The organism is Pseudomonas sp. B21-048, from assembly GCF_024748615.1.
Lineage (GTDB): Bacteria > Pseudomonadota > Gammaproteobacteria > Pseudomonadales > Pseudomonadaceae > Aquipseudomonas.
Genome location: NZ_CP087168.1, coordinates 3258597 through 3283287 on the forward strand (window position 1 = coordinate 3258597; position 24691 = coordinate 3283287).

The window sequence follows — 24691 nt, forward strand, 5'->3', positions numbered from 1 at the left end:
CCTCGCCGCAGGCACACGTTCCCCGTCAGGCGACGGAAAACGTGCCTTGCTGGATTTGACTGAAGGTGGAATTCAGGAAGCGGTGGTGATCGTCAGTTGCCCGGAAGGACCAGATCGACGGTGTAGACCGGGTCCTTGTGGGGACGATCAAACAGTTGAATGACGGTGCTGCCGTCAGCACCTGCCCCCCGGTGCAAATAACCGGATGCCAGGGCAATGCAGCGGCCCGACCCTGCCCCCTGCAAGGAGTAAACATCGACCTTGTCGCGTTTTTTGGAGAACTGCAGCGCGAAGCCGCACTTCCACTGGTCCTCGAAGCGGATCTGCCCGGCAGCGCTACCCGGTTGCTTGGTAGCAGTGATGGTCAGGGCGACCGGGATATCGTCGTTACCGTCGCTGATGGTGCCTGCGAACTTTTCATCGGCAGAGGCCGGCAGGATGCTGGCCAGCAACATCGCGCCGACGAATATGGATGCGATATGTCTCATGTTGACTCTCCTTGTTAAGTGATTAGTTTAGAACCACAGCTCCAGCAAAAGGCCCGCCAATTTGGCAATGGCTATCGCCATATCGGGCTTGACCATCCCGAGTACCACCAGGGCGAACAGGAAGACAGCGCTCAACCCGCACAACACACGCTTGGGCAGCGACATCCGTTCGGGCCCTTCGACTTTTGGCTTGATGATGTCTCTCAACGTCTTCGTCTCCTGTTCCGACAGGGTCAACAACATCGAACGGTCAGCGCGCTTCGCCATCACCATGCCCCCTGTAGCGCCCAAGCAGATCGCCGTCGAGGCGAACGGTGATCGCCTCGGCACCATTGCCCGGGACCTCGATAAACAGCTGATGAGAGGTCGCCGTGCCCCGTGGTGCGCGCCCGATCCGCAGCGCCAGCGCCCCGGATGCAGCCCGCTCCACTGTGGCGTCCATGACCACCTCCATGCCCGCCACGTAAGTACCGGGCCACAAGCGGCCTGAGGCCACCTGCGCCTGGTGCATTTCGCCGCCCAATGCCCGGATGAACTCCTCCAGGCGGGTCATCAAGACTGCCCTTCGTCATCAGGCAGCCAGTACGGTTTGCGGGCAAAGCCCAGGTGATAGATCAGGGCTTGCAGCACCACCTGGTGCTCACCAATGTTGAGCAAAGTGAAATTCTTTTCGATGCCGACAATCCGCCCCTTGGGGGTTTCGGTCAGGCAGCGATTAAGCAGCGCGGCTTGCGCCTGCACCACCACTTCGGGAGTCAGCTTTTCCGGATCGATACTGCCGACCACGATGCGCTTCACGTATCCCACGTCCGTCAGGTCAAACATCCTGGATCTCCTTTCCTGAAAAGCCTGACGACCAGCGCCGGGTTAATCCCCTATAGCCGCTGGCTGTTAAGCGCTAGCGATGCCGGCTTACGCCGCCTGGGTAATCGCCTTGGGCGCGACGGACTGGGCGATCATGTCGAGCACCCGGGCCAACCCTTCAGGCATGCCATCGTCCGAGGCATGTACCTCGACGTGATACTTGGCAGACTGGTCGCTTGATCGCGTGTTTTCCTTGTGGGAAGACACCGAGCCCGAGATGTTCACCTTGGCGCTGAACGGGCCCCAGCCGATCTTCGCCTCGGCCGACAACGCCGCTTGGGAGTCGCTGGACTCGCGGGATTGCTCGGAGTTTTTCACTTCCATGTCGAAGCTGATGTCGACCTTGTTGATGGACAAATTCGGCACCTTGACCACGGCCAGAAGCGGTACTTGCAGCTCCACCGTTTCCATCGGGTTCGCCCCGGCCGTGCCTGGGTTGGCTTGTGAAGGTCGATCGAAACGGAACATCACCGTTCGCACACCACCGACCGCGTTGGGATCGTCGTCGGTAGCGGGCGGCAGAAAGCCAATCACCTTGATGAAGTCAGCGGTGGCATTGGCCAGGCGTACTTGGGCATCGCAAGCGGCGGTCAGGGGGCCGCCGATCAGGTCACCCATGGGAAGGCCGCGGAATTGGTCACCCATCGAGAAGTTAGGCATAAGTCATCTCCATTTGTACTCAGATCAATTTATCGAGGTTTTGAACCAGCCGAGCCATCCCCTCGGACGAGGGTTGGGTTTCGACTCTGAGGGTGACGCGCGCGAGTGGCCCGCCTTCCCCATTACGGCGAGCGCCGAGATCGACGCTCAAAGGTTTGTGGGATTCAGTCGGCCATGGGGAATCGGCATCGCCTTCGTCGGGCGCCGCGTTTTGCACAGGGGTCGGTGCGCCACTTTCATCGGCGTTGAGGCCAACCTCGAAGGAGATTTCCATGTCCTTCACGGCAAGCAGCCGTGAGCCTACGAGGGAAAGCAGTGGTATGGAGACCACGCGTTCCTCACCTTCCTTTGCCCCATGGGACGTGGATGGCAACCGGACCTCGATACTGACCGGCCGGTTATCTTCATCGAAATACTGGCGCACCGTGGACACCTGGAAGCGCTGGATCTTGTCCTGTGCTTCGGCGACGGCCCCAGCGATGCTCTGGATGAGAAGGTGCAGAGATTGGTTCGCCACGCGAGACACTCCTTGTCAGATGTCAGTGCCAATGCAGAATGCTGTGCCTGGCAACGCCACTTACTAATGGGTTGGTTGGTGAGTCGAGGTTATGCCCGGGGGCCTGGTGATGTCTGTGGACGTGCGTCCCGAAAACCTGGATGCGCGTCCCAAAAAGCGGCCGCCCGGTTGAACGGCCGCTGAAGGGTTTAGCTGCTGGTCAATTCACGCACCCAATCCGCAAGCCCGGGCGTATCGCCCGCGTATGGCACCAGAGGTGCAAACCCCGCCAGATCACCGCGCTGCATGGCGCCTTTGGCAGCCCGCGGCGACAGCCCGAAGGCCTTGCGAAACAGCCGGCTGAAATGCGCTTCATCGGCGAAACCATGGTCGTAGGCAAGGTCCGAAATGCGCCTTGCGGCGTTGCCCGGATCGCAGAGCGCGAACAGGCACCGGCGCAGGCGACGTTGAAGGAGGTAGTGGCGCACACCGCCAAATTTTTCGAACTCCCGATAGAGCTGGCTGCGCGAAACCCCCAGCTCCTTGGCAAGCACGCCGGGCGTGAGGTCTTCGCGCTGCAGATTCTGTTCGATGTAAAGGCGCACTCTGCGGCCAAGATGGGCTGGGCCGGAGCGCGGTGCAGCGGCTGTCCGGGCCGCTACCTGGCCCAGGCAGGCGGCGACCATGCCGAGCACGGGCAGGGTGAGCCTGAAGGCCTCATCCATCGAAAGCCTCGGCACCGCGATCGCCAGTGATGACATCAGTTGGGTCAGCAGTGCGCCGGATGCGCTCTCCCGACGCAGCACCAGGCCATGTAGTTGGCCCGTGTCATACAGCAAAGGCGACAGTGCCGTGCGGGGAATCAGCAGGCTGACGCCCTCGCCTGCAGCCATGGAAAAGCCGGCCGGTTGAGACAGGTCAAGCACCACCACATCCAGCGGACGCACCCGTAAGCCATTGCCGCACACCAGGCCTCTGTGCAAGGGAATATGAAGCAGGTAATGATCCAGGTCGCACCATCCCAACCGTGCCCTGTCGCGGCAGTAGCGGGCCCCCCCCAGGCTACCCATGCAAAACAGAAAACGGTTGAAATGGTAAACCGCCATTGAGGCGGAAAAGTCGTTGGTATCAAGAGCGGTTGCGTCAAACAGAACCTCAATGGTCTGCCGCCAAACTGCAAAGCCTTGATTGCTGGAAGTGCCCACCGTTGCACTGTGGAAACTCGGAATCGCTGCGTCACCCTGTCCTTTGTTGTTGCTATTACCCTTAGCAGAATAAGACTCCATCGTACCGACCCATCCATAGTTGAGTCGGTTAATGGCTTAGAGGGGGAACGGGGAATACGCCACTAACTTGGCATCACGCCCCCCGGTGTCAGGATAGTTGTCGCCTCTCCGAATTTTCCTAAAAAAGCACATCGGGGGCGGAAAGAGACTGGTCGTGCCGTACTATTCACCTGAACGCAGAGCCTCATTACTCAAAATACTGCTTCCCCCACTGAACCTGTCGATGGCCGAGGTTTCCCGGCGCGAAGGGGTCAGCGAAATGTCTTTGTCCAACTGGCGCAAGCAGCTCAGTTCTGAAGGAAGTGCAGTGTCCGAAAACAAGCCGTTGACCGAGAACTGGTCAGCCGAAACCAAGTTTGCTGTCGTCCTTGAAGCCGCCGGTTTGTCCGAGATCGACCTGGGCGAGTATTGCCGCCGCAAAGGTCTTTACCCCGAGCAAATCAGCGCGTGGCGACAAGCCTTCATCACCGGCCAGAAATCGGAAAAGGCCCAGCAAAAAGAAGACCGGGAGCAAAGATAAGAAACGTATCCAGGAACTTGAGCGCGAACTGCGCCGCAAGGGCGCCAGAAAAATCAGGGCCTGTCGGGAAATCGGCCTATCGCTGCGGACCTTGCAGCGGTGGACTGAAACAGACGTTATCCGAAATTGGATTTTGCGTGACTTCGGGCTGTACAGCTCATGGAGCGGCCTATACCCCGCAACCAGTCGCATAGAAAAACCAGCGAAGTTGCCCGAGGAATCAGTAACCACCTCAGATGGGAAAGCCACCAGAGTGGTCGCATCCGCCAACCGCCCTTCTACCATCGCCCTAACTTACTTTCGCGGGAGCGCCGAAGCTCAGCCTTGTAGATTTTCACTGCACGATCGGTACGTCCCGCCAGCGCGTACACATCCCCCTCGCCTCCTTTGCCAAGGCGCTTATCGAGCTGCTCATTCTTACCGGCGATCCGTACCGGTGGAGAGTTCATCGACATGAAACGAGGATGAGAGTCTTATCGTCATCCGTTCGCACGCAGAGCGCGGGACTGTTCAGGTATCGCGCAAGTGCGCCTGACAATTCAACCAAGCGTCCCTCCCCTGCTACTTAATCGACCGGATTAATCATCGGATCAAAGAACCGAGCAAAGGGCTGCTGTGTTGCTTGCTCCAAAGCGACTGACTCCAATCCATCCGAAAATAAAGCGAAGGCGTCATACTCAAGATCCAAATTGAAGGTACGCAGCCGAACCTCAGGGTCATCCGTAACGAAATAGGTCGTCGACGCGAACTCTCCGTTTTCTGGCCAGCACAAAGCCTCCCATACACCAGCCTTACGAGCGACAAGCGCACTGTCGCCAATCTGCAAAGCCAAGACACGCCCTTTGAAAACAACCAGCATCACCAGCGTCGCAGCGAACTGTCGCCGAGTCAGACCACGCCGCGCGGATGCCTCGGATAGACGGTCTCGCACCAGATCAATCCAACACAGGATCAGCTCATTATCTGGCAAGCTGTCATTACGTTCGAACCATGATCGGAAGTTAGCTATCAGGCTGCGGCAAACCAAGGACGCGCCTTGCCCACCGTAACTCGCGCTTCCCGCTGCGTCGGAGACTACCGCACAGAACGTATGCGAGTTGATCCGAGTAACGCTGTAGGCATCCTGCTTTCGCGTCCCAATGCGCTGATGGGACGTGCCGATACACGACGCAGCCGCCCAACGCCAGCGAGGATTATCCAGCAATGGCCCAACCCTCTGGACCAGTCGGATTGGCAAGTGGAACTACATCCCCTGGATTGGACTGCGATACGGCGCTTAGCGAGCTGGAAAGCCAAGCAAAGAGCTCGCGAAACGCCAATCCCTTCAGCTTCAATGGCTGACGTGTACCCAACTGCGAGAGAGACGACATATCCGCACCGTCAACACCAACGGAGTAGAACATGAATTCTTTACGCTCTTCCCATTCATGGACGCGTCGGGGAGGAAGCGTGCCTCACACGCTTACTTCTGAGCCGACTGATGAGGCCGGCACGTTCCTAAAGCGGCCGTTCCACAGGTTGTGGTTGAGCTAACGTTTACTGAGGTTTCTTAGAGATATGAAAAAGCCCATCGGATGATGGGCTTTTCTTCAATTGTCTCCGAGAGGAAGTTTTCACCCTCAAACCTCAGAGCTAGCCTTTCAAGCTTTTTGCCATGGATAGGCTTGGTCAATTTTGTACGTTGAAATCTGGCCTCAGGGTGAATCGCCCCACAGGTCGCCTCTATCGAGCAAACGTTGATTCAGAGGCACGTGTCCTTAGCTCCGGTAACAGCGAGAACAGTGCCAGTACACCTAGGCCAGCGCCAACCCAAAGCGCCCCCTGTAGCCCCAAGCCAGCTGCGATGCCCCAGCCTCCGATCCAAGAGCCCGCCATAACGCCGAGCATGATACATGCCGTATGTACGGAGTTGACCAGCATGTTGTTATGTCCAACACGCGCCCCTCGGGTAATTAGCGCTGGGTTCATCGAGACACCGGTCAGGCCGATTACCACCAGTGCCGCGATGGCGACCGCTTTGATTTGGCCGAACAACGCAAAGATCACCATCGCGGCAATCGCTGCCACCAATCCGTACGCGATGACGCCGATGGTGTGACGGTCGGCCAACCGGCCCACGATATTGTTGCCTACCAGCGTCGCAAGACCGTAGACCACCAGCAGTGCGGGAACGGTTGCCGGCGAAAAACCGCTAACTTCTGTCAAGATCGGCACGAAATAGGTGAAGCCCGCAAAGGTAGCACCGATCAGCAATAGGCTGGTGGCATAGACTTCCCACAGTTTGCCGTTCCTGAACACGGCCAGCTCTGAACGTAATGACGAAACGCTGGGAGGCGCCGGCAGCGGCGGCATTAGTTTTATCACCAGCAACCCGACTAGCATGGCCACGACAGCCACCGCCAGGAAGCTGACCCGCCAGCCGAACCAGTCTCCCACCAGCGTCGCCGCCGGTAACCCGAGGACGGTCCCCACCATCAGGCCACCCAGTACCATGGACGAGGCACGCCCAAATAAATGGCCTTCCACCAGTTCCGAACACGCCGTCAGGGCGACACCAAAAAATGCCGCAGCCGCAATTGCCGTGACGAGCCGTGCGACCACCATGATTTCGTAGCCCGGCGCCAGCGCGCCGATAATCTGCCCGACCACAAATAGACCAATCAAACCCAGCAGGGCTTTCTTGCGAGGAACAGCGAGCAGCGCAACGGTGAGCAACGGCCCCCCCAAGGCCATCGCGCCGGCATAGATTGTCACCAGATACCCCACGGCAGCGTATGAAACACCGAAGTCGCTCGATAACTCGGGCATTAAACCAGCCACCATGTACTCGCTGGTGGTAAGGGCGAAGATTGCAGCGCCTAGAACGTAGATAATTAGGGGCATAACATTTCAACCTCGGGCAATTTAGTCGTCAAACCGTGTGATTTCACGCCACCTGTTTCAAAGCCAACCGGCGTGGATTGCAAAGCCCCTTCAATGGGATTTGCAACCCGCGCCCCTGGGTAAAACCGTGGCGCAATGGGCAAACAGGTTTGAGCTGGTGCGAATAATCGTCAGCCCACATTCCGTCAATAACGAGTGCAGTGCTGCCTTTGAATAGGACCTTGAGTAAAAACCGTCGACACCGGTGAAAATCATGCCGTCAGCCTGCGAATGGCGCTCTAGCCTCTCCACCCCGCACTTGAGGTAATAGCGCTGCCTAACGCAGCTCGCTTCGAGACTGTCGCCAAATACACAAATCACTGCGGCGACGTTGCGGGCCGCCAAAGACTTCAACAGCCGGGTTGGATCACGAAAGTTACCCAGCAAATTGAAAGGCAACAGGTACAGCTCCTTCGCCCCCAGCGGTGCATGGCCACAGTCAATGTGGTTTAGCACATCGCCAACAAGGGTGCCGGCTCGATCTGCCATACCCTCGCGTTCAATACGATCCTGTAGGAGCTGAATCGCCCGCTGGTTGAGATCAACACCGAGGTACCGTGCATTGAGCAGCCGGGCAATCTCTAGCGCGCGTCCGTCGTAGCACCCTAGCTCCACTAGCACGTCACAGCGAAAGTACGCCATCGCTTCAAACGTCATCAGGCTTTCCATTTGCAACAACGGCAATACGTCATCCGGAAAGTTGGCCAAGGTCATGATTGTTGTCGCACCGGAATCCTGCTCATAGAAAGCGGACTCCCGGTGCAAACTGATGTTTGAGTTGAGGTCCTGACTCACATCTACCCCCAGCCATTGCTGGCTTTGATGATTGATCCAAATTGCCCTCTTGCCGTTGCGCCGAGCGGCGGGTCCGGAGTGAAGACAGTGAATTGGTTGTGGTCAGGGCCAGGACGCTAGCCGCGTATCTACCAGTTCGATCAGCTCACCCACCGTCTCTAGTGGGTCAAGATCCTCATCGGCAATGGGCACTTCGAACGCCTTGCGCAGCTTGAATGACAACTCAGTGATCGCCAGCGAGTCCTCAGCAAAGGACTGCATCCGGCTATGCACAGAGATTTTCTCTCTCGGCACCTTGGCGTAGTCACTAAGCAGCGTGAACAACTTTTCTTCCATGGCTAAAGGCATACTTTTTCTCCCTGAAACAAGTGATTTAGACAATCCTTGGCCAATGTAGCGCCACCGCCCCCCAAGTGAGACCGGCACCGAATCCCGTCAACACGACCCGATCACCTTCTTGCATGATCCCCGCACGATGCCCGTGGGCCAACGCCAGAGGAATGGACGCCGCCACGGTATTGCCAACGTCCCTTAGGTTGCTCACTACGCGGTCGAACGGCACGTCCAGCTGATCTGCTACCGCCGCCAAAATACGTGTGTTGGCCTGATGCGGAACTAAGTGATCGACGTCGCCAATGCCCCAGTTCACTGTCTTGAGAAGCTGTTGCACCGACTCAGTCATGTGAGTCACCGCTTCGTTGAACACAGCGCGTCCGTCCATGCTGAAAAAGCCCGTTGCCTGCTGGCTTCTCCGTTCTTCATGGGTGATTACCGGTGTCATGAGCAACCCAGCCTGAGTGCCATCGCTGCCCAGGTCGAAGCCAAGCAACGCACCAGCTTCGGAACTGTCTCCAGCGCGCAGTACCACCGCGCCCGCGCCGTCCCCGAACAGCGCCCGGGTGGAGCGGTCGCCGGGGTCTAGGGTGCGCGTGAAGGTGTCGGCACCAATGAGCAACACGTTCTGCGCCACACCCCCGGTGATCAGCGCGCTGGCGACGGCCAGGCCGTAGACAAACCCGGTACAGACCGCCGAAATATCGAATGCCATCACCCCGGTCATGCCCAGCTCGGCGGCGACCCTGGGCGCGGTGGCCGGGCAAGAAAAGTCCGGGGTGGCGGTCGCAAGCACAACAGCTTGCACACGCGTGAGTCCGGCACTCAACAACGCGCACTTTGCGGCTTCAATCGCTAGGTCGCCGGTACTTTGGTGAGCCGCCGCAATATGACGCTGAGCTACACCGGTGCGTGTGCGGATCCATTCATCCGAGGTATCCAGCACTTCGGCGAGCATGTCGTTGGTGACAATGGCCTCAGGTACATAGCTGCCCAGGCCACAGATAACGGCTGCACGTGCCATGGGTCAGGCCCCCTGGACGATCTTTGCGGCGGCTTCCACGCCACCCAGCGCCTCAAGGTGGCGCAGTGGGTTCCAGAAGTCGCGGTACAGCACAATCTTTCCGTCTCGCGACTTGATCACCGAGATGTAATCCTGCTTGAGTGTGCCACCTGACACCTTGGCCACGCCGTCGCCATGGAACTCTCCAATGGCCAGGTCAGGGTCGCTGGTGTCGTAGAACGACACCTCAGTGAAATTGACCCGCAAGTGTTCCGGAAACTTGCGCATGTGCGCCCAGATCACCTCGCGCCCCTCGAAGCGGGTGTTCCAGCCAGGCGGCGCATATGGAAACTCCAACACTCCATCTTCATGAAACAGGTCGCACCAAGCCCTGGCGTCACCGTTTTCCAGGAGCTGCAAACTATAGGTGAGAATTTCTCTGGCATTCATCGTGTATTCCTTTCAGGGGGGAGGTAGACGTAATGCTTGGCCCGGGCAAGATCGGGACACTGATCAAGGCGCGCAAAAAAGTGATCGGCAACCACTGCAGTTCCGAGTGCGGTACCGCCAGGGCCAGATTGGGAAACCGGCCGAGCAAGCGACCGATAGCGATGCGCCCTTCTAGGCGCGCCAGCGCCGCACCCACGCAGTAGTGAACACCGAAGCCATAACCGAGATGGCCATCGGTATTGCGTGTCAGATCAAGACGATCGGGGTTCTCAAATCGGTCCGCGTCGTGATTGGCGGTCAGGTTGGAGACCAGGATGTACTCGCCCTTGGGAATGGTGACGTCACCCAGCACCACGTCTTCCACGGTAAAGCGCAACATAGACGCGCGCACAGGGCTGTCATGGCGCACCAACTCCTCCAGGGCGTTGGGCAGCAAATCGGGCTGGGCGCGCAACTGGGCCAATTGCTCAGGGTGGGTCAGCAGCGTGACCATGGCATTACCGATCATGTTCATGGTGGTCTCAAACCCACTCATCAACAGCAAATGCGCCATGCCTACCAGCTCGAGTTCGGTCAGTTGCCCGGTTTCATCAGCAGCCTGGACTAGGCCGCTGTACACGTCATCAGCCGGTTGATCGCGCTTGGCTTGCAGCAGTTTCTTGAGGTACGTCGCTTGTTGGTCGGCCAGTGCGTTGGCTTCCTCGGGTAGCAACAATTGAGCCTGACGCTCCCAGGAATCACGCACATGATCGCGTTCGGCTTCAGGAATTCCCAGCAACTCGAAGATCACAGCGATGGTCAATGGCACGGCGAAATCAGCCATCAGGTCGGCTTGCTCGCGCAACGCGATGGCGTCGAGCAACTCTTCGGTCACTCGCTCTATATGCGGTTGCAGGCGCTCAATGTGGCGCCGGGTGAAGGCACGACCCACCAAGGCCTGCAAACGTGCATGATCCGGCGGGTCGCAGTTGAGCATATGGTGACTGAGGGATTCGCCAATTTCCGCACGCCGGATCCCCGTGCGCCGGGTATAGAGTTCGGCTGCCTGCTTCGCATCGCGCCGCACGCCGGGATGGGCCAGCACGGTCCGGGCATCTTGGTAGCGTGTCACCAACCACACCGGATGATTCGGTGCCAGGTGTGCAGGCCGTGATGCGCCATCAACCTGCAGGCCGTCATACAGTGAATGCAAAGGCGAAATCAGTTCCTCTCCCAGCCGAAGTTGACGGTCAGACACGCTGCACCTCCTTGTCAGCCGGTGCCGGAGTAACGATAGGCCGGAACATCTTGTCGATCATGGCGTCGGGCAGCAGCCGCGCGAGCAGGGTACCGCGCCTCACATCTGCGCCAACGCGATAGCGGGTCTTCGGTTTGCTCGCCGTGAGTGCCGCAAATACGGCGGCAGCGACATCAGCCGGCTGGGTTAGGCTGTTGCGTGCGCCCTCCTCGTTACCCTTCAGAAAGCGCAGGTACGTCTCACGATAAAGTGTGGCGATAGCCTCTGGAACTGACGCTAGTGCACGCTCGCCTTCGACCGAGATCTTGTCCCAGATCGGTGTCCAGATTGCGCCAGGGCTCACCACTGAGACGGCAATCCCCATGGGTGCCAGCTCACGGCGCAGCGCGTCGCTGAGGCCTTCTTTGGCAAATTGCGCGGCCGAGTAAGCCCCCAGATAAGGAATTGCGACCGAGCCAAGCCCCGACGTTATATTGACCAGCCGTGCACTGTTTGAACGACGCAACAACGGCAGAAATGCTCGTGTAACGGCAAGCTGGCCAACCAGGTTGACCTCTAACTGTTTACGCAGCAGGTCGCTCGAGACGCACTCTAGTGGAGCCGACACGCAAATCCCGGCATTGTTGATCAGTCCCCAAAGACCTGCCGGGCCGATCAGAGTCGATACACTGACTGCCGCAGAGTTGATCGTATCTTCATTGGTCACATCCATGATCACCGTGGTAATTCGCCCCGACGGGCACTGCGCGACCAGTTCCTGCCCATCGGCGGGCCGGCGTACCCCCGCGACAACCTCAAAGCCGTGTTCAGACAGGTGCAGGGCAGTTTCTCGTCCAAGGCCGGACGAGGCCCCGGTGATCAATACAAATTTGCCTTGGGTCGGCAAAGGCTTGCTGCTGAACATCATGTCATTGCTCCTCAGGAACGGATCGGGGCGGCTGATCAAGGGCACATAGCAGTTCGCGCACGCATTCGTCAGCCAGGCACTGTGCGCGATTGGCCGGGATGGCTTCGTCGATGTGGGTAAAATTCCAGAACAGCCGACCGTGGCTGCTGTTGATGGTGGCAACGAAATAACCGTTGACTGAGATACCGGTCAGAAACTGCGCCTGGGATACTTCCCAGTTGCCTATGCGGTCTGCAAATGGATAACGCCCGATGTTCGACGAACACAGGTTGATGGGCCCCTCAGCCTCCATGAACGCCATGAACGGACGAGCGAGCTCCATTGACAGCGGTGCAGCAGCGACTACCAGTGTTACCAGGTTAAAGTGATGGCCCTTCTGCTTGCGTTGTTTGAGGTCGGTAGTAAGGGCACGGGCCAAGTCCCAAAACGGCAAAGCGGCGTCGACCACCGATGGAACAGTGGCGACGTAAGTGCCTACCTCATCGTTACGTACGGCAGGTTGCAATTCACTGCGGAAGTCGATGGGTGAGCCAACCGTAAAGAAGCCCGGCTGCGCATCTGCGTCGCGTGCGGCAGCCAACACCAAGGCGGCGGTAAGTGCACCGTGCACCGTGGTGCCTTGCTCACGGGAGGCACGCGTGAGGGCCTCAAGTTGCTGCTCATCCAGTTCTCGGTGCAACAAACGAGTGCGCCGTGCGTCGAGCGCAACCGCGACGCTGGGTTCGACACGGCTAGGTCGGCACCGCGCCATCAGTGCCTGGTCGCTTGCGGTCTGCGCGGTGAGGCTTTGCTCCGCTGGCTCGCCGGCATACTGCGCGGGCCGCAAGTCTTCCGCCGGCGCCAGCACCCGCGCCGTCCAGCGCAGAGCATGAGGATCGGCCGCCAGCACCAGCCATTGTTCGGACAGTGACAACACGGTCGTGCCATCGGCGATGATATGCGGCACAACCACCAGCAGGTCATGCACGTTATTGGCACCACTGACCAGCACCGTGCGGATCAGTGGCCCGTTGTCCGGGTCGACTCGTTCCACCAGTTCACGAGCATTGATTTCATCCACCCACTGCTCATCATGCTCACCGCGCACAGTGCGCAAGGGGATGGGCTGCTCGCAGGGCAACCATCGAGGATTGAGGCCATCATCATGCTCGATCCTCGCACGCAGCAGCGGATGGCGAGCTTGCAACTCATCCAGCCCGCGGCGCAGGTCGTCGAGCTGTACATCTCCACGGACACGTACCCGGGATATCACGTTCAGCACCGAGAACTGATCACACAGCCAGTACCAACGCTCCACTGCAGAAAGCGGACGATTAACCTGTGTCATCACTCGACCCCCGGGAATGTCAGCGCCAGCTCGTTCTGCCGCGTGAAGGTGCTCTCTGGAGCAAAGCGAAAGTAAACGTCGCGGGCAAAGGTGCGCAGTGGATGTTCCAGCTGCTCCACGCAACTCAGCGCCCGCGAGCTTTCGACCATGGCTCGGGCACGATCGCGTCGACGATCTTCATAGGCGCGCAGGGCCACCTGGGAATCGTCGATAGTGGTCAGGCAGTGGGCAAGGACCGCGCCGTCCTCAATGGCAATCGCAGCACCCTGGCCCAGGCTTGTGAGCATCGGATGCGCGGCGTCGCCTAGCAGCGTTACGGGCCCGGCGCCCCATCGCTCGAGAAATGGACGGTCCTGAGCCGGCAGGCTGGTGATCGTGTGATCTGCAGTGGCGCTGATCACGGCTTGCACCTCATCGGCCCAACCTGCATATAACTGCTGGATACCGGCCTTGCCACGACGCCAGTCCTGAGCCTGCTCCGCGGGCATGTTCTTGGTCCCCCACCAATAAACATTGCCGCCGCCGATGTCAGCCAGGCCGAAGCGTTGCCCGCGCCCCCAATAGTGCGCCACATACCCTTGGGTAACCTTGGGGTGGCTGAATGCAAGCGTGGCGCGCCAGATAATGTAGTGCCAGTCGGTTGGCCGCTCTGGACCAGCAAGTGTGGCGCGTATAGCCGAGCTGAAACCGTCGGCACCAATCAAGATATCGGCGTATACCTCTCGCCCATCGCTGAAGGTCACGACTACGCCGTCTCCTTCTTCGACATAGCCTGTGGCAGTCACGCCCAACTCGATCTTGCAGTCTGACACTTGCTCAAGCAGCGCCTGTTGCAGGCTGGCCCGATGGATTGCCAGGTTGGGTTGGCCGAGCTGGCGCGACATGCTGCCGAAATCAATCGACCTGATCGGCCGCCCGCGTCGGGTGAGAAAGCGCAACGACTCGAATGGCTGAGCCTCCTTGAAGTCCGGTTTCACCCCAAGCCTGGCAAGCGCTGTGAGCGCATTGGGCATCAGCGACAAGGCGGAACCCACCGCGCGTAATTCTTTGGCGCGCTCATACAGCTCAATATCAAAGTTTGCCTTGCTCAGGCAGGCAGCAGCCGCCAGCCCGCCGATCCCGGCGCCTATGATCACGACTTTCTTGCGTTGGCGGGTCATGGTTGATTTCCGTCGGAGTGCGTAGAAGGGAGAAGCAACCCGGTGATCGCCGCAGCCACAGACGCGACATACGGCTCCTTCATGAGCAGCAGGTGGTCACCCGGCACATCGATGACCGTGAGGTTGCCGGTGGTCCAATGCCGCCATCCATTGCTCGGCTCGTTGTAGTGCGTACCCGCCGCGTCGTGCATAGGCTTGAGGGAGGCCGGCAAGGGTCCGTCGGCGCGTAGCAACGCGAAGTCGCAATCGGTCACAGGCGGGCGGTATTCCATCAGCGCACGCCAGTTTGCCCGAAACAGCTCGTACAAGCGCCGCACCGTGGCCCGGGGCGTACCCTCAGGCAGCACGCCGTGACTGATGGCGCCCTCGACGATGTGGTCCAACTTCTCGTCCAGGCTCAGTTCAGACGGCAGCGGCTCGACTTTCTCGTGGCTTCGTTCAAACCAGACCAGCTCCCAATAGAAGAACTGCAGCAAGGCATCATCGGTTGCCCCCATGAAGCGGTCGCGATCGATGGTGATCGAGTCCAGCACGATCACTTGCTCAACCGAATGAGGATCGAGCGCCCGCAGCTGGCGGGCCATCTCATAGGCGACGAATCCGCCAAATGACCAGCCCGCCAGCACGTACGGGCCTTGCGGTTGCACGCGGCGGACTGCGACCAGATATTCCATCGCCATTTCCTCAATGCTCTGCAGTGGTGTGCTGCCCTGGCCGCTGCCTGCCGCTTGCAAGGCATACACAGGCATATCGGCTGGAAGAGCGCGGGCCAGTGGCAAGTAGCACAAGACATGCCCGCCCAGGGGATGAACCAGGAACAAAGGTGTACGGCTGCCGCTGGTCCTGATAGGCACCAAAGGATCAAACGCCAGCACAGCGTTGCGCCCCCGTAGCCTTTCGGCCAAGCCGGCAATGGTAGGTGCCTCGATCAGGGCAGCAATGGGGACATCGATACCGAACCGTTTTTCAAGGGTCAGCACCAACCGCATTGCAGTCAACGAAGTGCCACCCAGTTCGAAGAAGTCGTCACGAATGCCGACCTCCGGCACATCCAGCAACTCGGACAAAAGCTCGGCGATCGTGCGTTCATATTCATCACGAGGCGCTTCGTACTCCACCAATGCTGCTTGTGCCAGTGGTATTGCCCGCAGTGCTGCATCGTCGCGTTTGCCGCTGGGCGTCAGCGAGAAGCCATCCACCCAGACGAAAAACGAAGGGACCATAAAGTCCGGCAGCTCCGCTCGCAGCGCCTTTTTCAAATCACTCATGTCGACCAGGCTCTGGTCACCACTCAAGAACGCAGCAAGGAATGCATCGGTGCCATCCCGATCTCTGGCGACCACGGCAACACCCTTAAGGCCCGGCTGGTGTTCAGCCTGTCGCATGATTGCGAGCTCCACCTCGACCGGCTCGATACGGAAGCCGCGCACCTTGACCTGCGTATCAGCCCGGCCGAGCCACACCACGTCGCCGTTACTCAGTACCCGGCCCAGGTCGCCGGTGCGGTAAAGCTTGGCACCCGCACGCCAAGGGTGCGGTATAAAACGCTCATCGGTGAGCTCAGGGGCGCGATGATAACCACGGGCCAGGCACTCACCGCCCACGTATATTTCACCGGTAACACCCACGGGTACCGGCCGCATGCTAGCGTCGAGGAGCTGGATCTCGACGCCATCCAATGGCTGGCCAATGGGCGGCAGGGCGGGAAACGTCGCCGGATCTCCGGTCAACGAATGGAACGTGACCTGATGGGTCTCGGTCGGCCCATACTGGTTCTCCAGCAACAGGCCCGGCATTGCACTGCAGAATTCCCGTATGTCCTCGGTGATACGCAACTGCTCTCCGGATGACACCACCACCTGCAGGGCACGTGGCCGCAGGCCCAGGGTATTGGATGCCTCGGCCAGCCGTTGCAACGCAACGAACGGCAGCAAGGCGCGCTGGACCTGATGGTGCTCAAGCAGACGCAACAGCGCGCCTGGATCAAGCCGCTCCTCATTGGAGACCAGACGCAGTTCCCCCCCGCCACACAAGGTGGAGAAAATCTCCTGGAAAGACATGTCAAAACTCAAGGGTGCGAACTGCAACGTGCGCAGCCCCGGCCTACCACTGGGAACCCGCAGCTGCCATTGCGTGTAGTTGGCCCACATCCTGTGAGGCAGTTCCACGCCCTTGGGCCGACCGGTGGAACCAGAGGTAAACAGCAGCATGGCCAGGTCGTCCAGGCCTGGGGCGGCGTAGGCTTGAGTGACAATAGGCGCTACCACCTCCTCGGCTTGCAGGACAATGTCGCTGGCTGCGACGCCGGCATGTTGCGGATGAGCAACCACTCTGTATGGCTGTGCGGTCTCCAGGATCAACGCAAGGCGATGGGCGGGGTAACTCACATCCAACGGTACGCAGATCAACCCGGCCCGCAGAATCCCCCAGATCACCGCGATCATCTCCGGCGACCGGTTCATCGCTACGCCAATGGCGGCACCGGGATTTGCACCTGTGGCTCTCACACGAGTGGCCACGTAACGGGACACCTGATCCAGTTCGCGATACGTCCAATGCTCATCGTTGAATGCCAGCGCGCCGCTGTCTGGTGTCGCCCGGACCTGGCGCTCGAACTGCGTGACCACATCCACCAATGGCTCTGGCAGCGAAGTGACACCGCGTGGCGGTGCGAGGAAAGAGAAGTCCACTGCATCATCGGGGGTATCGACCATCCGGCGCAGCACATCGACAAATGTCACCCCCACCAGGTCCGCCTGCGCACGCGTTATGGCATGCCCATCGGTATCGACCCGCAGGTACATGCCATCCCCCACGGGGTTGGCGATAGCACTGACGAACAACGAGAAATTTGTCTCTTCCCAGACCTGAAGGTCGCGCAACTCATGCAACGACTCGAGCACATGCAGGTTCACGAAATTGAAGGCGGTATGAAGCACATCGTTTTGGGCTTGCTGAATGGCACTGAGGGGGTAACGGCGATGCTCGTAGCCATCGCGCTCCTGACGCACGATCTCATCGACAATCCCAAACCAGGTTCGCCCCGCCGTCAGCGAACAGACCGGCAAGGTATTGAGAAACAAACCCACCATCTGATCAGTGCCAGCCAGGTCCGGCCGGCTATGGGTTACCACACCAGTAACCACCGTGTCCGAACGCGTGAGCACATGAAGCGTCAGGCAGTGGGCAGCCAGCAACAGCGCCTTCAACGGCACCGCACGTTTTGCGGCCGTAGTCTTAACCTGCGTCAATAGTTCATCCGGCAAGGCTACCCATTGGCCCATTACCGTGTCTTCACCCCGGATTGGCTCGTGGGCGCGAAACCCATCGAGTCGGGTCATGGACTTGCCATCAAGCAAGCGAGCCCAATAGTCCGCGGTGTCCTTGGCTGCCAGCGCGTTACGTTCCTCGTGCACAAAACTGGCCAGTGCGGGTGCGGTATCGGTAGTCATGAGCTGGCCACGGTAAGCGGCCACCCACGCGGCGATCATCGTGGCCACGCTCCAGCCATCCAGGATCGCGTGATGAAAACTGAACACCAGCTCCAGCCCTTTCTCGCTGATAAACCCCGTGAACAGGTACAACGTCGGTTGGTTAACCACGTAGCGGTGAAACCGACGCTGATGAATGTGTTGGTCGATCTGCGCTTGAGCGTTGTCCTGTCCTCTTAAATCGATAATTTTCAGCTGGCTGGCGGCCTCCCCATGAATGCACTGCATCGGCTCGGTGCACCCGATCAGGTCGAACGACGAGCGCAGTGCGGGGAAACGCTGCACAACGGTGTGAACCGCACGTCGAAAGGCTGACTCATCCCACGCCAATTCAAAGCGGTAGCGGAAGACATCGTGGTAGATCGACGATTCGAGTCGCTGGCTGGAATGAAACAGCAAGCCCAAGCTCAGCCTGCTGACCGGGAAGGCATCTTCCAGGCCTTCAAGCCTTGGGCGATCCACTTCGCAGACCAGCTCGAAAGGCTCAATGCCCTGGGGCTTGACCGGCCTTACCACGTACTCCGACAGGCCAGCGACCGTGGGGTTGCGCAGCAGGTCGGCTAACTGAAAACTCAGGCCTTGGCGCTCTGACTCGGCGCGTATGCGAAGCATAAGGATCGAATCGCCGCCCAGACTGTAGAAATCGTCATAGACGCCAACATCGGACACGCCCAAAACCTCGCCCCAGACCGTCGCCAATAAAGTTTCGGTCGTCGTCCGTGGCGCAACGCTTACCAGCAATCGTTGCGGCGATGGCAAACGGTTGCGATCCAGTTTACCGTTGCTGGTCTGGGGAATCTGATCGAGATGCACGAAGAACGCAGGGATCATAAAGTCCGGAATTACCGCCGCGAGTCCGGCGCGTAATGCCCCGGCATCCTGCTCGGTATCTGCCACGTAGTAGGCAACCAGATATGTACCGCGAGCCTGTGAAGAGCAGGCCACTACGGCAGCGCTCCTGACGCCTAGCAAGCGCTCTACATGGTCACGGACTTCGTTGGGCTCGACCCGGTTGCCACGGATCTTGACTTGATCATCACCGCGGCCCAGATATTCCAGGTTGCCATCAGCCAGCCAACGCGCGAGGTCACCTGTGCGATACAGCCTGCCGCCCGGGTTGAACGGGTCGCAAACAAAGCGTTCTTGCGTCAGTTGCGGCCGGTTCAAATACCCCCGCGCAACGCCGACACCCCCAATGTAAAGCTCACCGGCTGCACCGATAGGTTGCGGCTTGTAGCCCTTGCCCAAGACATACAGTTGAATGTTATCGATGGGTTTCCCGATCGGTACCCGCGGCATGGGATCACTGGCGCACACGAAGTCCGAGACATCGACGGTCGCCTCGGTAGGCCCATAGAGGTTGACCAGGGCCACCAACTCACCAAATATCCGCTTGAAGCGGTTTGCCTGGGCCAGCGCCAGTGCCTCGCCGCTGCAAAACACCCGCCGCAAGCTGAGTGCCTGCTCCCGAGCCAGTACATCGTTTTCCAGCAGGTCAAGCAGTACCGACAACATGGATGGCACGAAATGAATCACGGTGACACGGTCGCGCTGTATGGTTTGCAGAACCTCACGAGGATCCTTCTCCGCCCCGGGCGGCAGCAGAGATAAGCGCGCTCCGGAGAAACTCCACCAGAATAGTTCCCAGACGGATACATCAAAGGCTGTCGGCGTCTTCTGCAGCAGTACGTCCTGCTCGTCGATCGGGTACTGGCGTTGCATCCAGCACAAACGGTTCACGACTGCGCGGTGCTCGACCATCACCCCTTTTGGGGTACCGGTGGAACCGGAAGTGTAAATCACGTAGGCCAAATTTGTGGGGGCCGCCACTGGTAACACTGGTTCGTCTGACGCGAGTGGCATCTCTGCCATCTGTAGGACGGTACAGAGCGTTGCAGGAAGGGCAAGATCCAGTACCAAGGCGACCTTGGCACCGCAATCCTCCAGCAACAGTTCTATTCGATCAAGTGGGTATTTCGGGTCGATGGGCACGTAGGCAGCCCCAGCCAACTGGATGCCGAGAATAGCCGGCAACAGGTAGCGACCACGCTCAATCATTACTGCGACCCGGTCATCGGGCGCTACGCCGTGGGCCCGAAGCACGGTGGCTACAGCCGATGCTTGGCGATGCAACTCGGCGTTACTCGCACAACTGCCGTCCGAGTGAATTAGGGCTGTCTGTTGCGGTGCTCGTGCCACCTGTGCGGCAAACAGTTCGGGTAATGTGGTGTCGCTGGGAAATGGAATGGTGGTGGTGTTGCGCGCATAAACTAAGTCGTTGTATTCGCGAGCCGATAACAGCTCAAGGTCCACCGCCTGCTGGTCGTCGCCTACCACCAGCGCACGCAGAAGCGTCTCGATATGCTTCGCGGCCGCTTCCATCGTGAAGTCTTCATCAAAAACATCGCAGGCGTATTCGAAGTCCACCTGCACATCACTGTGGTCATCGAACTCCGACACCCATATCGCCAGTGCATCCTGATCATGAGCATGGGTCTGCGCTACGGTTTCACAGGTTACGCCAGGGATCGAGACGGCCTTCGGCCAGCGCATATAGGAAATGGTGGTATCGAACAACGGCGCCGAGCCTCTGGCTACGTCCCCCAGCGGCACACGCTGATGGCGCAGCAACGCACGAATGCTCTGCCGCAATTGCGCAACAAACTCCTCGATGTGTTGGCATGGAGTAATCTCGACGCGCAACGGCAAAGTATTGGCGAAATGCCCAACCACTGCCTTGGCCCTGCGGTCAGCACGGTTCAGTACCGGAATCCCGAGCACGACCTCATCGCGCTGGTGCACACGGGCCAGATAAAGCGCGATTGCGGCGCTGAAAAACAGGAACGGGGACTCGCCACGGTCTCTGATGGTCGCCAGCAGCGACCGCTCTAGGGTGATGGCGTGACGAGCGTTACTCCGCGCGCCGGCAGGCAGCTTGCGACTGAACAGGGCAGGCTCGACCCCACTCAATACTTGGGAAAAGTAGGCACGATCTTCCCTGTACTGTTCCAATTGCGTGTAGTCGTCGGCCTCAATGACCGCCAAAAAGGATGTCGCTTGGGCTTGCGTTTCTGTCACCGCATTGGCGGTCAATCTCAGGTATTCATCACGCACCTGACCCATGAAGTACTGCAAGCCCCAGGCGTCGCAAACAATATGGTGCGCACGGACATAGACATACGTTGAATCACTTGCTCGAAGCAGGAACAGGTCAGCCAACTGGCTGCCGTCCAGGGCGTAACTGAAGCCAAACGCATTGCACAACCAGGCCTGGACATCAGCGTCGGGATCATATTCATGCGTAAGGTCAAGGGTCGTTATCGAGATATCCAACTCGTCGGCGAGCCATTGAAAAGGTTCACCGTCTTCTTCCCCAAGGCGCAGACCGAAAGCATCGGTGCGTCTGGCAACAGAGACCATTGCGTGGCGCAAAGCCTCTTCATCCACTTCGCCAACGAGTCGGTCGTAGCAGAAGAGCGTGTACTGATTGTTTTCGGGGAGCTGAGCAGCGGCAACCCAAATATCGCGCTGATAAGGCGATAATGGCGTACGGATCATCCCTGTATCCTCTTGAAGAAACTCCAAGGCGTGGAAGCACGCAATGCGCCAACATGCCGATCGGGCACCTGGGCTCGTCCTCATCCTGAGTACGACTTTATCCGTCAGAAGAGTAGGAAAAACTTTCCACGTCTTTGTAAGAACATTCCGAGCGTAGAAGCAATTTTTTGCTTTGCAAACTTGCTTCGCATGATTTTTCCAATCTGCCCATCGTGACGGCGAGATATATTTTTGCGTTGTACTTTGCCTGAAACCCGAAAGATCCAACGGCGAGTCTCGGCGATCGATGGCTCAACCAAGGCTCTCGCCCAGTGCCGCTAAAGGCTTTGACTTACGTCCAGCTCAACGCCTAAAGTCGCAACGGTTTACGATTCGGGAGCCGCTTACGCTCCCTTCGGCAAGAAGGCACGCCCGTGGATATGGCTTGCCTAAAATGGAACTTTGAACAGGTCTGGGAGACGTTATGAATACCGACGAACAAGAGCAGGACAACAAGGAGCAACAGGGCGCCGTCAGCGCCAAACTGATGGAATATGCGATCAAGGCTCGCAAGGTATTCATCACGGGAGTAGTGGATGAGCGGATGGCCAAGGACGTTGTGCAACAACTGCACATCCTTGCGTCCATTAACGATGATCCGATTTACGTCTTCATCAACTCGCCGGGTGGGCATGTTGAATCGGGCGACATGATCTTCGACGCCATTCGTTTTATTGCCCCGACGGTGGTAATGATTGGCTCTGGCAGCGTCGCGAGCGCGGGCGCACTGATTTACGCGGCAGCCGAAAAAGAAAATCGTTACTCACTCCCAAACACTCGGTTTCTGCTGCATCAACCGTCTGGTGGCTTTCAAGGGCCAGCTAGCAACGTTGAGATTTACATGAATGAAATTGTCAGGATGAAAAAGCGCCTGGACAAAATATTCGCCCACGCGACTGGGCAAACGGCAGAAAAAATTAGTGCCGACACCGAGCGCGACTTTTGGCTCAATGCTGAGGAAGCACTGGAGTACGGCTTGGTGAACAAGATCATCGTGTCGGAAAAAGAGATCGCGCGACCAGTCTCCTGATTGTACAGAGTCGAGTAGCCCCCACGCCTCGGGCGGAACCTGTCTCGTACTGCGTACCAGGGGGTTAGTTTTTCCTATCCCGTGCCAAGCTCGGCACTTTCACCGCAGGACTGCCCGGGGCCGCTTATGGTTTGATTCCATGTGGGTTTCATAGCCCATGCGCTTGAGCGCTACGTTGAGGGTGTTCTCGCTGATCCGTTTTGACAGATCACTGCGATGGGGCAGTAAATAGCGCTGTGCTGGACGCCTGAGCTTGAGCAACTCCCGGACGATCGCGATTGCCTGACGTGAAAGCGGAACCACATAAGGCGGAACCTTGTTGCTACCCTCCTTGCGCAATCGCACCTGCAACTGCTTAACAATCACCGCCGGGATAGTCCAAATCCCTCGATCCAAGTCAAACTGGTCAGGCTCAGCTAATCGCAATTCGCCTGTTCGCACGCCGGTTAGGAACAGCAAGCGCAAACCCAAAACAGTCGCCTTGCTACCACCGTAATGCCGCAATTTTTGCAGGAAGACAGGAAGGTCTTCCATGAGCAGATAGGGGTTATTTGTCACCGGCGGCTTGGGAACGGCGACAATATCGAGATCTGCTGAGGGATTGGTCATCAGTCCCTTTTCAACCATGGCATAGCGGAACAATTGGTTGAACCAGGTCCGGCATTTTTCCGCGGTAGTGAACGCCTGTCGACTCTCAATTCTGCGCAGCAATTCGATCAAGTGCGGACGAGAAATCTCGGCAATAGGTAGAGGGCCAAGCAAAGGCAACACGTCTTTGGCAAAGATGCGATCAATCTGAGAAAGCGAGGTTTGGCGTCCGAGCTTCAGCGTAACCGCCTTGAAGGTTCGCCAGGCAAGAAAGACTGCTGCGAAGGAGTTCTCGTCCGCAGCCAAAGCGATAAGACGATCCTCTCTCCGAGCGGCCCGAGGATCGATGCCCTTTGCGACAAGGGAACGGGCATTGTCGCGAGCCGAGCGAGCATCTTTGAGACTTAACTCCGGATACATCCCCAAGGAGATTCGAGCCGGCGTGCCCAACCAGGTAAAACGAAAATGCCAGCTCTTGGCACCCTTCGAGCTGACGAACAGGTGCAAGCCGTCCATGTCCCTGAGGCTGTAATTTTTTCCGAAATTTTTTGCGTTGCGAACGGCCGTATCAGTCAAAGGCATGCGTACATCTCCTCGTCTCGATCGATTGAGGAGAGATGTACGGGTTCCAGCAATGCTTTATCTATCTGAAAACTGGCACCTTTCGAGCCCGCATTTCGATGTACGTTCTAATGTACAAAAAAAGTGTGGCTGGGGGTGGTTTTCGGTAGAATTCGCTGGAACGAAAAAAGAGGCCGAAGCCTCTATTTTCAATGACTTACAGATCTCAGTAGACATCTGTAGATCAACATCTGGAGCGGGAAACGAGACTCGAACTCGCGACCCCGACCTTGGCAAGGTCGTGCTCTACCAACTGAGCTATTCCCGCGTCTTGGTGAGGCGCATTCTATAGAATCCAGATGCCCCGTCAACCCCTTGATTCAAAAAAGTTTTATTTCTTTTCCACGTCGGTCTTCAGATGCGGCCAGGCAGCCCGTAAGTATTGGACCATGGACCATAACGTCAGGCCAGCGGACACGAGCAGCAAGGCGTAGCCCATGAGGACCCAGAAGCTGAAACTCGACGGATTGGCCAGCAGGATCACCAGCGCCAGCATTTGCGCGGCGGTTTTCCATTTGCCCAGGTTCGACACTGCTACATGGGCGCGAGCACCGAGTTCGGCCATCCACTCGCGCAGTGCCGAGACGACAATTTCGCGACCGATAATGACGGCGGCCGGCAGCGTGAGCCACAGGTTGCCATGCTCCTGCACCAGCAGGACCAGGGCAACGGCGACCATCAGCTTGTCCGCAACAGGATCGAGGAAGGCCCCGAACGGTGTGCTTTGTTCCAGACGACGGGCCAGATACCCGTCCAGCCAGTCGGTCGCGGCGGCAAATGCAAAAACCGAGGCAGACGCCAGATAGCTCCAGTGGTAAGGCAAGTAAAACAGCAAAATGAAGATCGGGATGAGCAGGACGCGTAGAACGGTAATCAGATTAGGGATATTCATCGACACAACTGGCTACGAGGTGAG

General features: G+C 58.4%; 21 protein-coding genes, 1 tRNA gene and 1 pseudogene. 2 read left to right on the forward strand and 21 right to left on the reverse strand.

The genetic code is table 11. The annotated features are described in order from the left end of the window. Positions 1-92: 92 nt before the first annotated feature. From LOY56_RS15185 to LOY56_RS15215, 7 genes are all read right to left on the reverse strand, one after another. The gene (locus LOY56_RS15185; RefSeq protein ID WP_258615233.1) at positions 93-488 is read right to left on the reverse strand and encodes a hypothetical protein; all 396 of its coding nucleotides are present in this window, start codon (positions 486-488) and stop codon (positions 93-95) included. A gap of 27 nt (positions 489-515) precedes the next feature. After that, positions 516-755, reverse strand: a complete 240-nt coding sequence (locus tag LOY56_RS15190; protein ID WP_258615234.1) for a hypothetical protein — start codon at positions 753-755, stop codon at positions 516-518. Beyond that, positions 739-1041 carry a hypothetical protein gene (locus LOY56_RS15195; RefSeq protein WP_258615235.1) on the reverse strand — a complete coding sequence of 101 codons (303 nt, stop codon included), beginning with the start codon at positions 1039-1041 and terminating at the stop codon, positions 739-741. The genes LOY56_RS15190 and LOY56_RS15195 overlap by 17 nt, the downstream gene beginning before the upstream one ends. Next, positions 1041-1313, reverse strand: a complete 273-nt coding sequence (locus LOY56_RS15200) for a hypothetical protein (RefSeq protein ID WP_258615238.1) — start codon at positions 1311-1313, stop codon at positions 1041-1043. The genes LOY56_RS15195 and LOY56_RS15200 overlap by 1 nt, the downstream gene beginning before the upstream one ends. An 87-nt stretch (positions 1314-1400) precedes the next feature. Continuing rightward, positions 1401-2012, reverse strand: coding sequence for a DUF2589 domain-containing protein (locus tag LOY56_RS15205; RefSeq protein ID WP_258615239.1), 612 nt, complete (start codon positions 2010-2012; stop codon positions 1401-1403). 19 nt (positions 2013-2031) lie between these two features. Further along, positions 2032-2529, reverse strand: coding sequence for a DUF2589 domain-containing protein (locus LOY56_RS15210; RefSeq protein ID WP_258615241.1), 498 nt, complete (start codon positions 2527-2529; stop codon positions 2032-2034). 188 nt (positions 2530-2717) lie between these two features. Continuing rightward, positions 2718-3713: a helix-turn-helix domain-containing protein gene (locus tag LOY56_RS15215; protein WP_258615242.1), complete on the reverse strand. Its 996-nt coding sequence runs from the start codon at positions 3711-3713 to the stop codon at positions 2718-2720. Positions 3714-3948: 235 nt separating this feature from the next. On the opposite strand from LOY56_RS15215, the pseudogene LOY56_RS15220 reads away from it, so the two are divergent. Further along, positions 3949-4438, forward strand: a pseudogene (locus LOY56_RS15220) (transposase); the annotation flags it as partial. A 441-nt stretch (positions 4439-4879) separates the two neighbouring features. Here LOY56_RS15220 and LOY56_RS15225 read toward each other — a convergent pair. The 11 genes from LOY56_RS15225 to LOY56_RS15275 form a co-directional block, all read right to left on the reverse strand. Then, positions 4880-5551: a PP2C family serine/threonine-protein phosphatase gene (locus tag LOY56_RS15225; protein ID WP_309474858.1), complete on the reverse strand. Its 672-nt coding sequence runs from the start codon at positions 5549-5551 to the stop codon at positions 4880-4882. Between the two features lie 485 nt (positions 5552-6036). Then, positions 6037-7197, reverse strand: coding sequence for an MFS transporter (locus LOY56_RS15230; protein WP_258615245.1), 1161 nt, complete (start codon positions 7195-7197; stop codon positions 6037-6039). A gap of 90 nt (positions 7198-7287) precedes the next feature. Further along, positions 7288-7950 carry a class I SAM-dependent methyltransferase gene (locus LOY56_RS15235; RefSeq protein WP_408980388.1) on the reverse strand — a complete coding sequence of 221 codons (663 nt, stop codon included), beginning with the start codon at positions 7948-7950 and terminating at the stop codon, positions 7288-7290. Positions 7951-8133: 183 nt separating this feature from the next. Beyond that, the gene (locus LOY56_RS15240; protein WP_258615250.1) at positions 8134-8379 is read right to left on the reverse strand and encodes an acyl carrier protein; all 246 of its coding nucleotides are present in this window, start codon (positions 8377-8379) and stop codon (positions 8134-8136) included. 25 nt (positions 8380-8404) lie between these two features. Further along, on the reverse strand, positions 8405-9388 hold the full coding sequence (locus LOY56_RS15245) for a beta-ketoacyl-ACP synthase III (RefSeq protein ID WP_258615253.1): 984 nt from the start codon (positions 9386-9388) through the stop codon (positions 8405-8407). A gap of 3 nt (positions 9389-9391) precedes the next feature. Beyond that, a complete protein-coding gene (locus LOY56_RS15250; protein ID WP_258615254.1) occupies positions 9392-9817 on the reverse strand; it encodes a nuclear transport factor 2 family protein in 426 nt (141 codons plus the stop codon). Next, a complete protein-coding gene (locus LOY56_RS15255; protein ID WP_258615257.1) occupies positions 9789-11054 on the reverse strand; it encodes a cytochrome P450 in 1266 nt (421 codons plus the stop codon). The genes LOY56_RS15250 and LOY56_RS15255 overlap by 29 nt, the downstream gene beginning before the upstream one ends. After that, positions 11047-11961 carry an SDR family NAD(P)-dependent oxidoreductase gene (locus LOY56_RS15260; RefSeq protein WP_258615258.1) on the reverse strand — a complete coding sequence of 305 codons (915 nt, stop codon included), beginning with the start codon at positions 11959-11961 and terminating at the stop codon, positions 11047-11049. Before LOY56_RS15260 ends, LOY56_RS15255 begins: the two co-directional genes overlap by 8 nt. A gap of 1 nt (position 11962) precedes the next feature. Next, complete coding sequence (locus LOY56_RS15265; RefSeq protein WP_258615260.1) at positions 11963-13288, reverse strand: condensation domain-containing protein; 1326 nt, start codon at positions 13286-13288, stop codon at positions 11963-11965. Next, positions 13288-14448 carry an NAD(P)/FAD-dependent oxidoreductase gene (locus LOY56_RS15270; protein ID WP_258615264.1) on the reverse strand — a complete coding sequence of 387 codons (1161 nt, stop codon included), beginning with the start codon at positions 14446-14448 and terminating at the stop codon, positions 13288-13290. The genes LOY56_RS15265 and LOY56_RS15270 overlap by 1 nt, the downstream gene beginning before the upstream one ends. After that, the gene (locus LOY56_RS15275) at positions 14445-21524 is read right to left on the reverse strand and encodes a non-ribosomal peptide synthetase (protein WP_258615266.1); all 7080 of its coding nucleotides are present in this window, start codon (positions 21522-21524) and stop codon (positions 14445-14447) included. Before LOY56_RS15275 ends, LOY56_RS15270 begins: the two co-directional genes overlap by 4 nt. 436 nt (positions 21525-21960) lie before the next feature. Here LOY56_RS15275 and LOY56_RS15280 point away from each other — a divergent pair, with 436 nt between their 5' ends. Continuing rightward, positions 21961-22566: an ATP-dependent Clp protease proteolytic subunit gene (locus LOY56_RS15280; RefSeq protein ID WP_258615268.1), complete on the forward strand. Its 606-nt coding sequence runs from the start codon at positions 21961-21963 to the stop codon at positions 22564-22566. 99 nt (positions 22567-22665) lie between these two features. On the opposite strand, the gene LOY56_RS15285 is transcribed toward LOY56_RS15280, so the two are convergent. From LOY56_RS15285 to pgsA, 3 genes are all read right to left on the reverse strand, one after another. Continuing rightward, on the reverse strand, positions 22666-23736 hold the full coding sequence (locus LOY56_RS15285; RefSeq protein ID WP_309474859.1) for an integrase arm-type DNA-binding domain-containing protein: 1071 nt from the start codon (positions 23734-23736) through the stop codon (positions 22666-22668). Positions 23737-23967: 231 nt separating this feature from the next. Then, positions 23968-24043: transfer RNA gene (locus LOY56_RS15290), tRNA-Gly, on the reverse strand. A gap of 63 nt (positions 24044-24106) precedes the next feature. Beyond that, on the reverse strand, positions 24107-24667 hold the full coding sequence (pgsA, locus tag LOY56_RS15295; protein WP_007896267.1) for a CDP-diacylglycerol--glycerol-3-phosphate 3-phosphatidyltransferase: 561 nt from the start codon (positions 24665-24667) through the stop codon (positions 24107-24109). Between the last annotated feature and the right edge of the window lie 24 nt (positions 24668-24691).

Bases quoted from the DNA above. Each gene is read 5' to 3' on its own strand.
- LOY56_RS15260 (WP_258615258.1), bottom strand. From the start codon at position 11,961: ATGATGTTCAGCAGCAAGCCTTTGCCGACCCAAGGCAAATTTGTATTG.
- LOY56_RS15235 (WP_408980388.1), bottom strand. From the start codon at position 7,950: ATGACCTTGGCCAACTTTCCGGATGACGTATTGCCGTTGTTGCAAATG.
- pgsA (WP_007896267.1), bottom strand. From the start codon at position 24,667: ATGAATATCCCTAATCTGATTACCGTTCTACGCGTCCTGCTCATCCCG.
- LOY56_RS15190 (WP_258615234.1), bottom strand. From the start codon at position 755: ATGGCGAAGCGCGCTGACCGTTCGATGTTGTTGACCCTGTCGGAACAG.
- LOY56_RS15185 (WP_258615233.1), bottom strand. From the start codon at position 488: ATGAGACATATCGCATCCATATTCGTCGGCGCGATGTTGCTGGCCAGC.
- LOY56_RS15245 (WP_258615253.1), bottom strand. From the start codon at position 9,388: ATGGCACGTGCAGCCGTTATCTGTGGCCTGGGCAGCTATGTACCTGAG.
- LOY56_RS15230 (WP_258615245.1), bottom strand. From the start codon at position 7,197: ATGCCCCTAATTATCTACGTTCTAGGCGCTGCAATCTTCGCCCTTACC.
- LOY56_RS15240 (WP_258615250.1), bottom strand. From the start codon at position 8,379: ATGCCTTTAGCCATGGAAGAAAAGTTGTTCACGCTGCTTAGTGACTAC.
- LOY56_RS15280 (WP_258615268.1), top strand. From the start codon at position 21,961: ATGAATACCGACGAACAAGAGCAGGACAACAAGGAGCAACAGGGCGCC.
- LOY56_RS15205 (WP_258615239.1), bottom strand. From the start codon at position 2,012: ATGCCTAACTTCTCGATGGGTGACCAATTCCGCGGCCTTCCCATGGGT.
- LOY56_RS15250 (WP_258615254.1), bottom strand. From the start codon at position 9,817: ATGAATGCCAGAGAAATTCTCACCTATAGTTTGCAGCTCCTGGAAAAC.
- LOY56_RS15195 (WP_258615235.1), bottom strand. From the start codon at position 1,041: ATGACCCGCCTGGAGGAGTTCATCCGGGCATTGGGCGGCGAAATGCAC.
- LOY56_RS15285 (WP_309474859.1), bottom strand. From the start codon at position 23,736: ATGCCTTTGACTGATACGGCCGTTCGCAACGCAAAAAATTTCGGAAAA.
- LOY56_RS15270 (WP_258615264.1), bottom strand. From the start codon at position 14,448: ATGACCCGCCAACGCAAGAAAGTCGTGATCATAGGCGCCGGGATCGGC.
- LOY56_RS15200 (WP_258615238.1), bottom strand. From the start codon at position 1,313: ATGTTTGACCTGACGGACGTGGGATACGTGAAGCGCATCGTGGTCGGC.
- LOY56_RS15265 (WP_258615260.1), bottom strand. From the start codon at position 13,288: ATGACACAGGTTAATCGTCCGCTTTCTGCAGTGGAGCGTTGGTACTGG.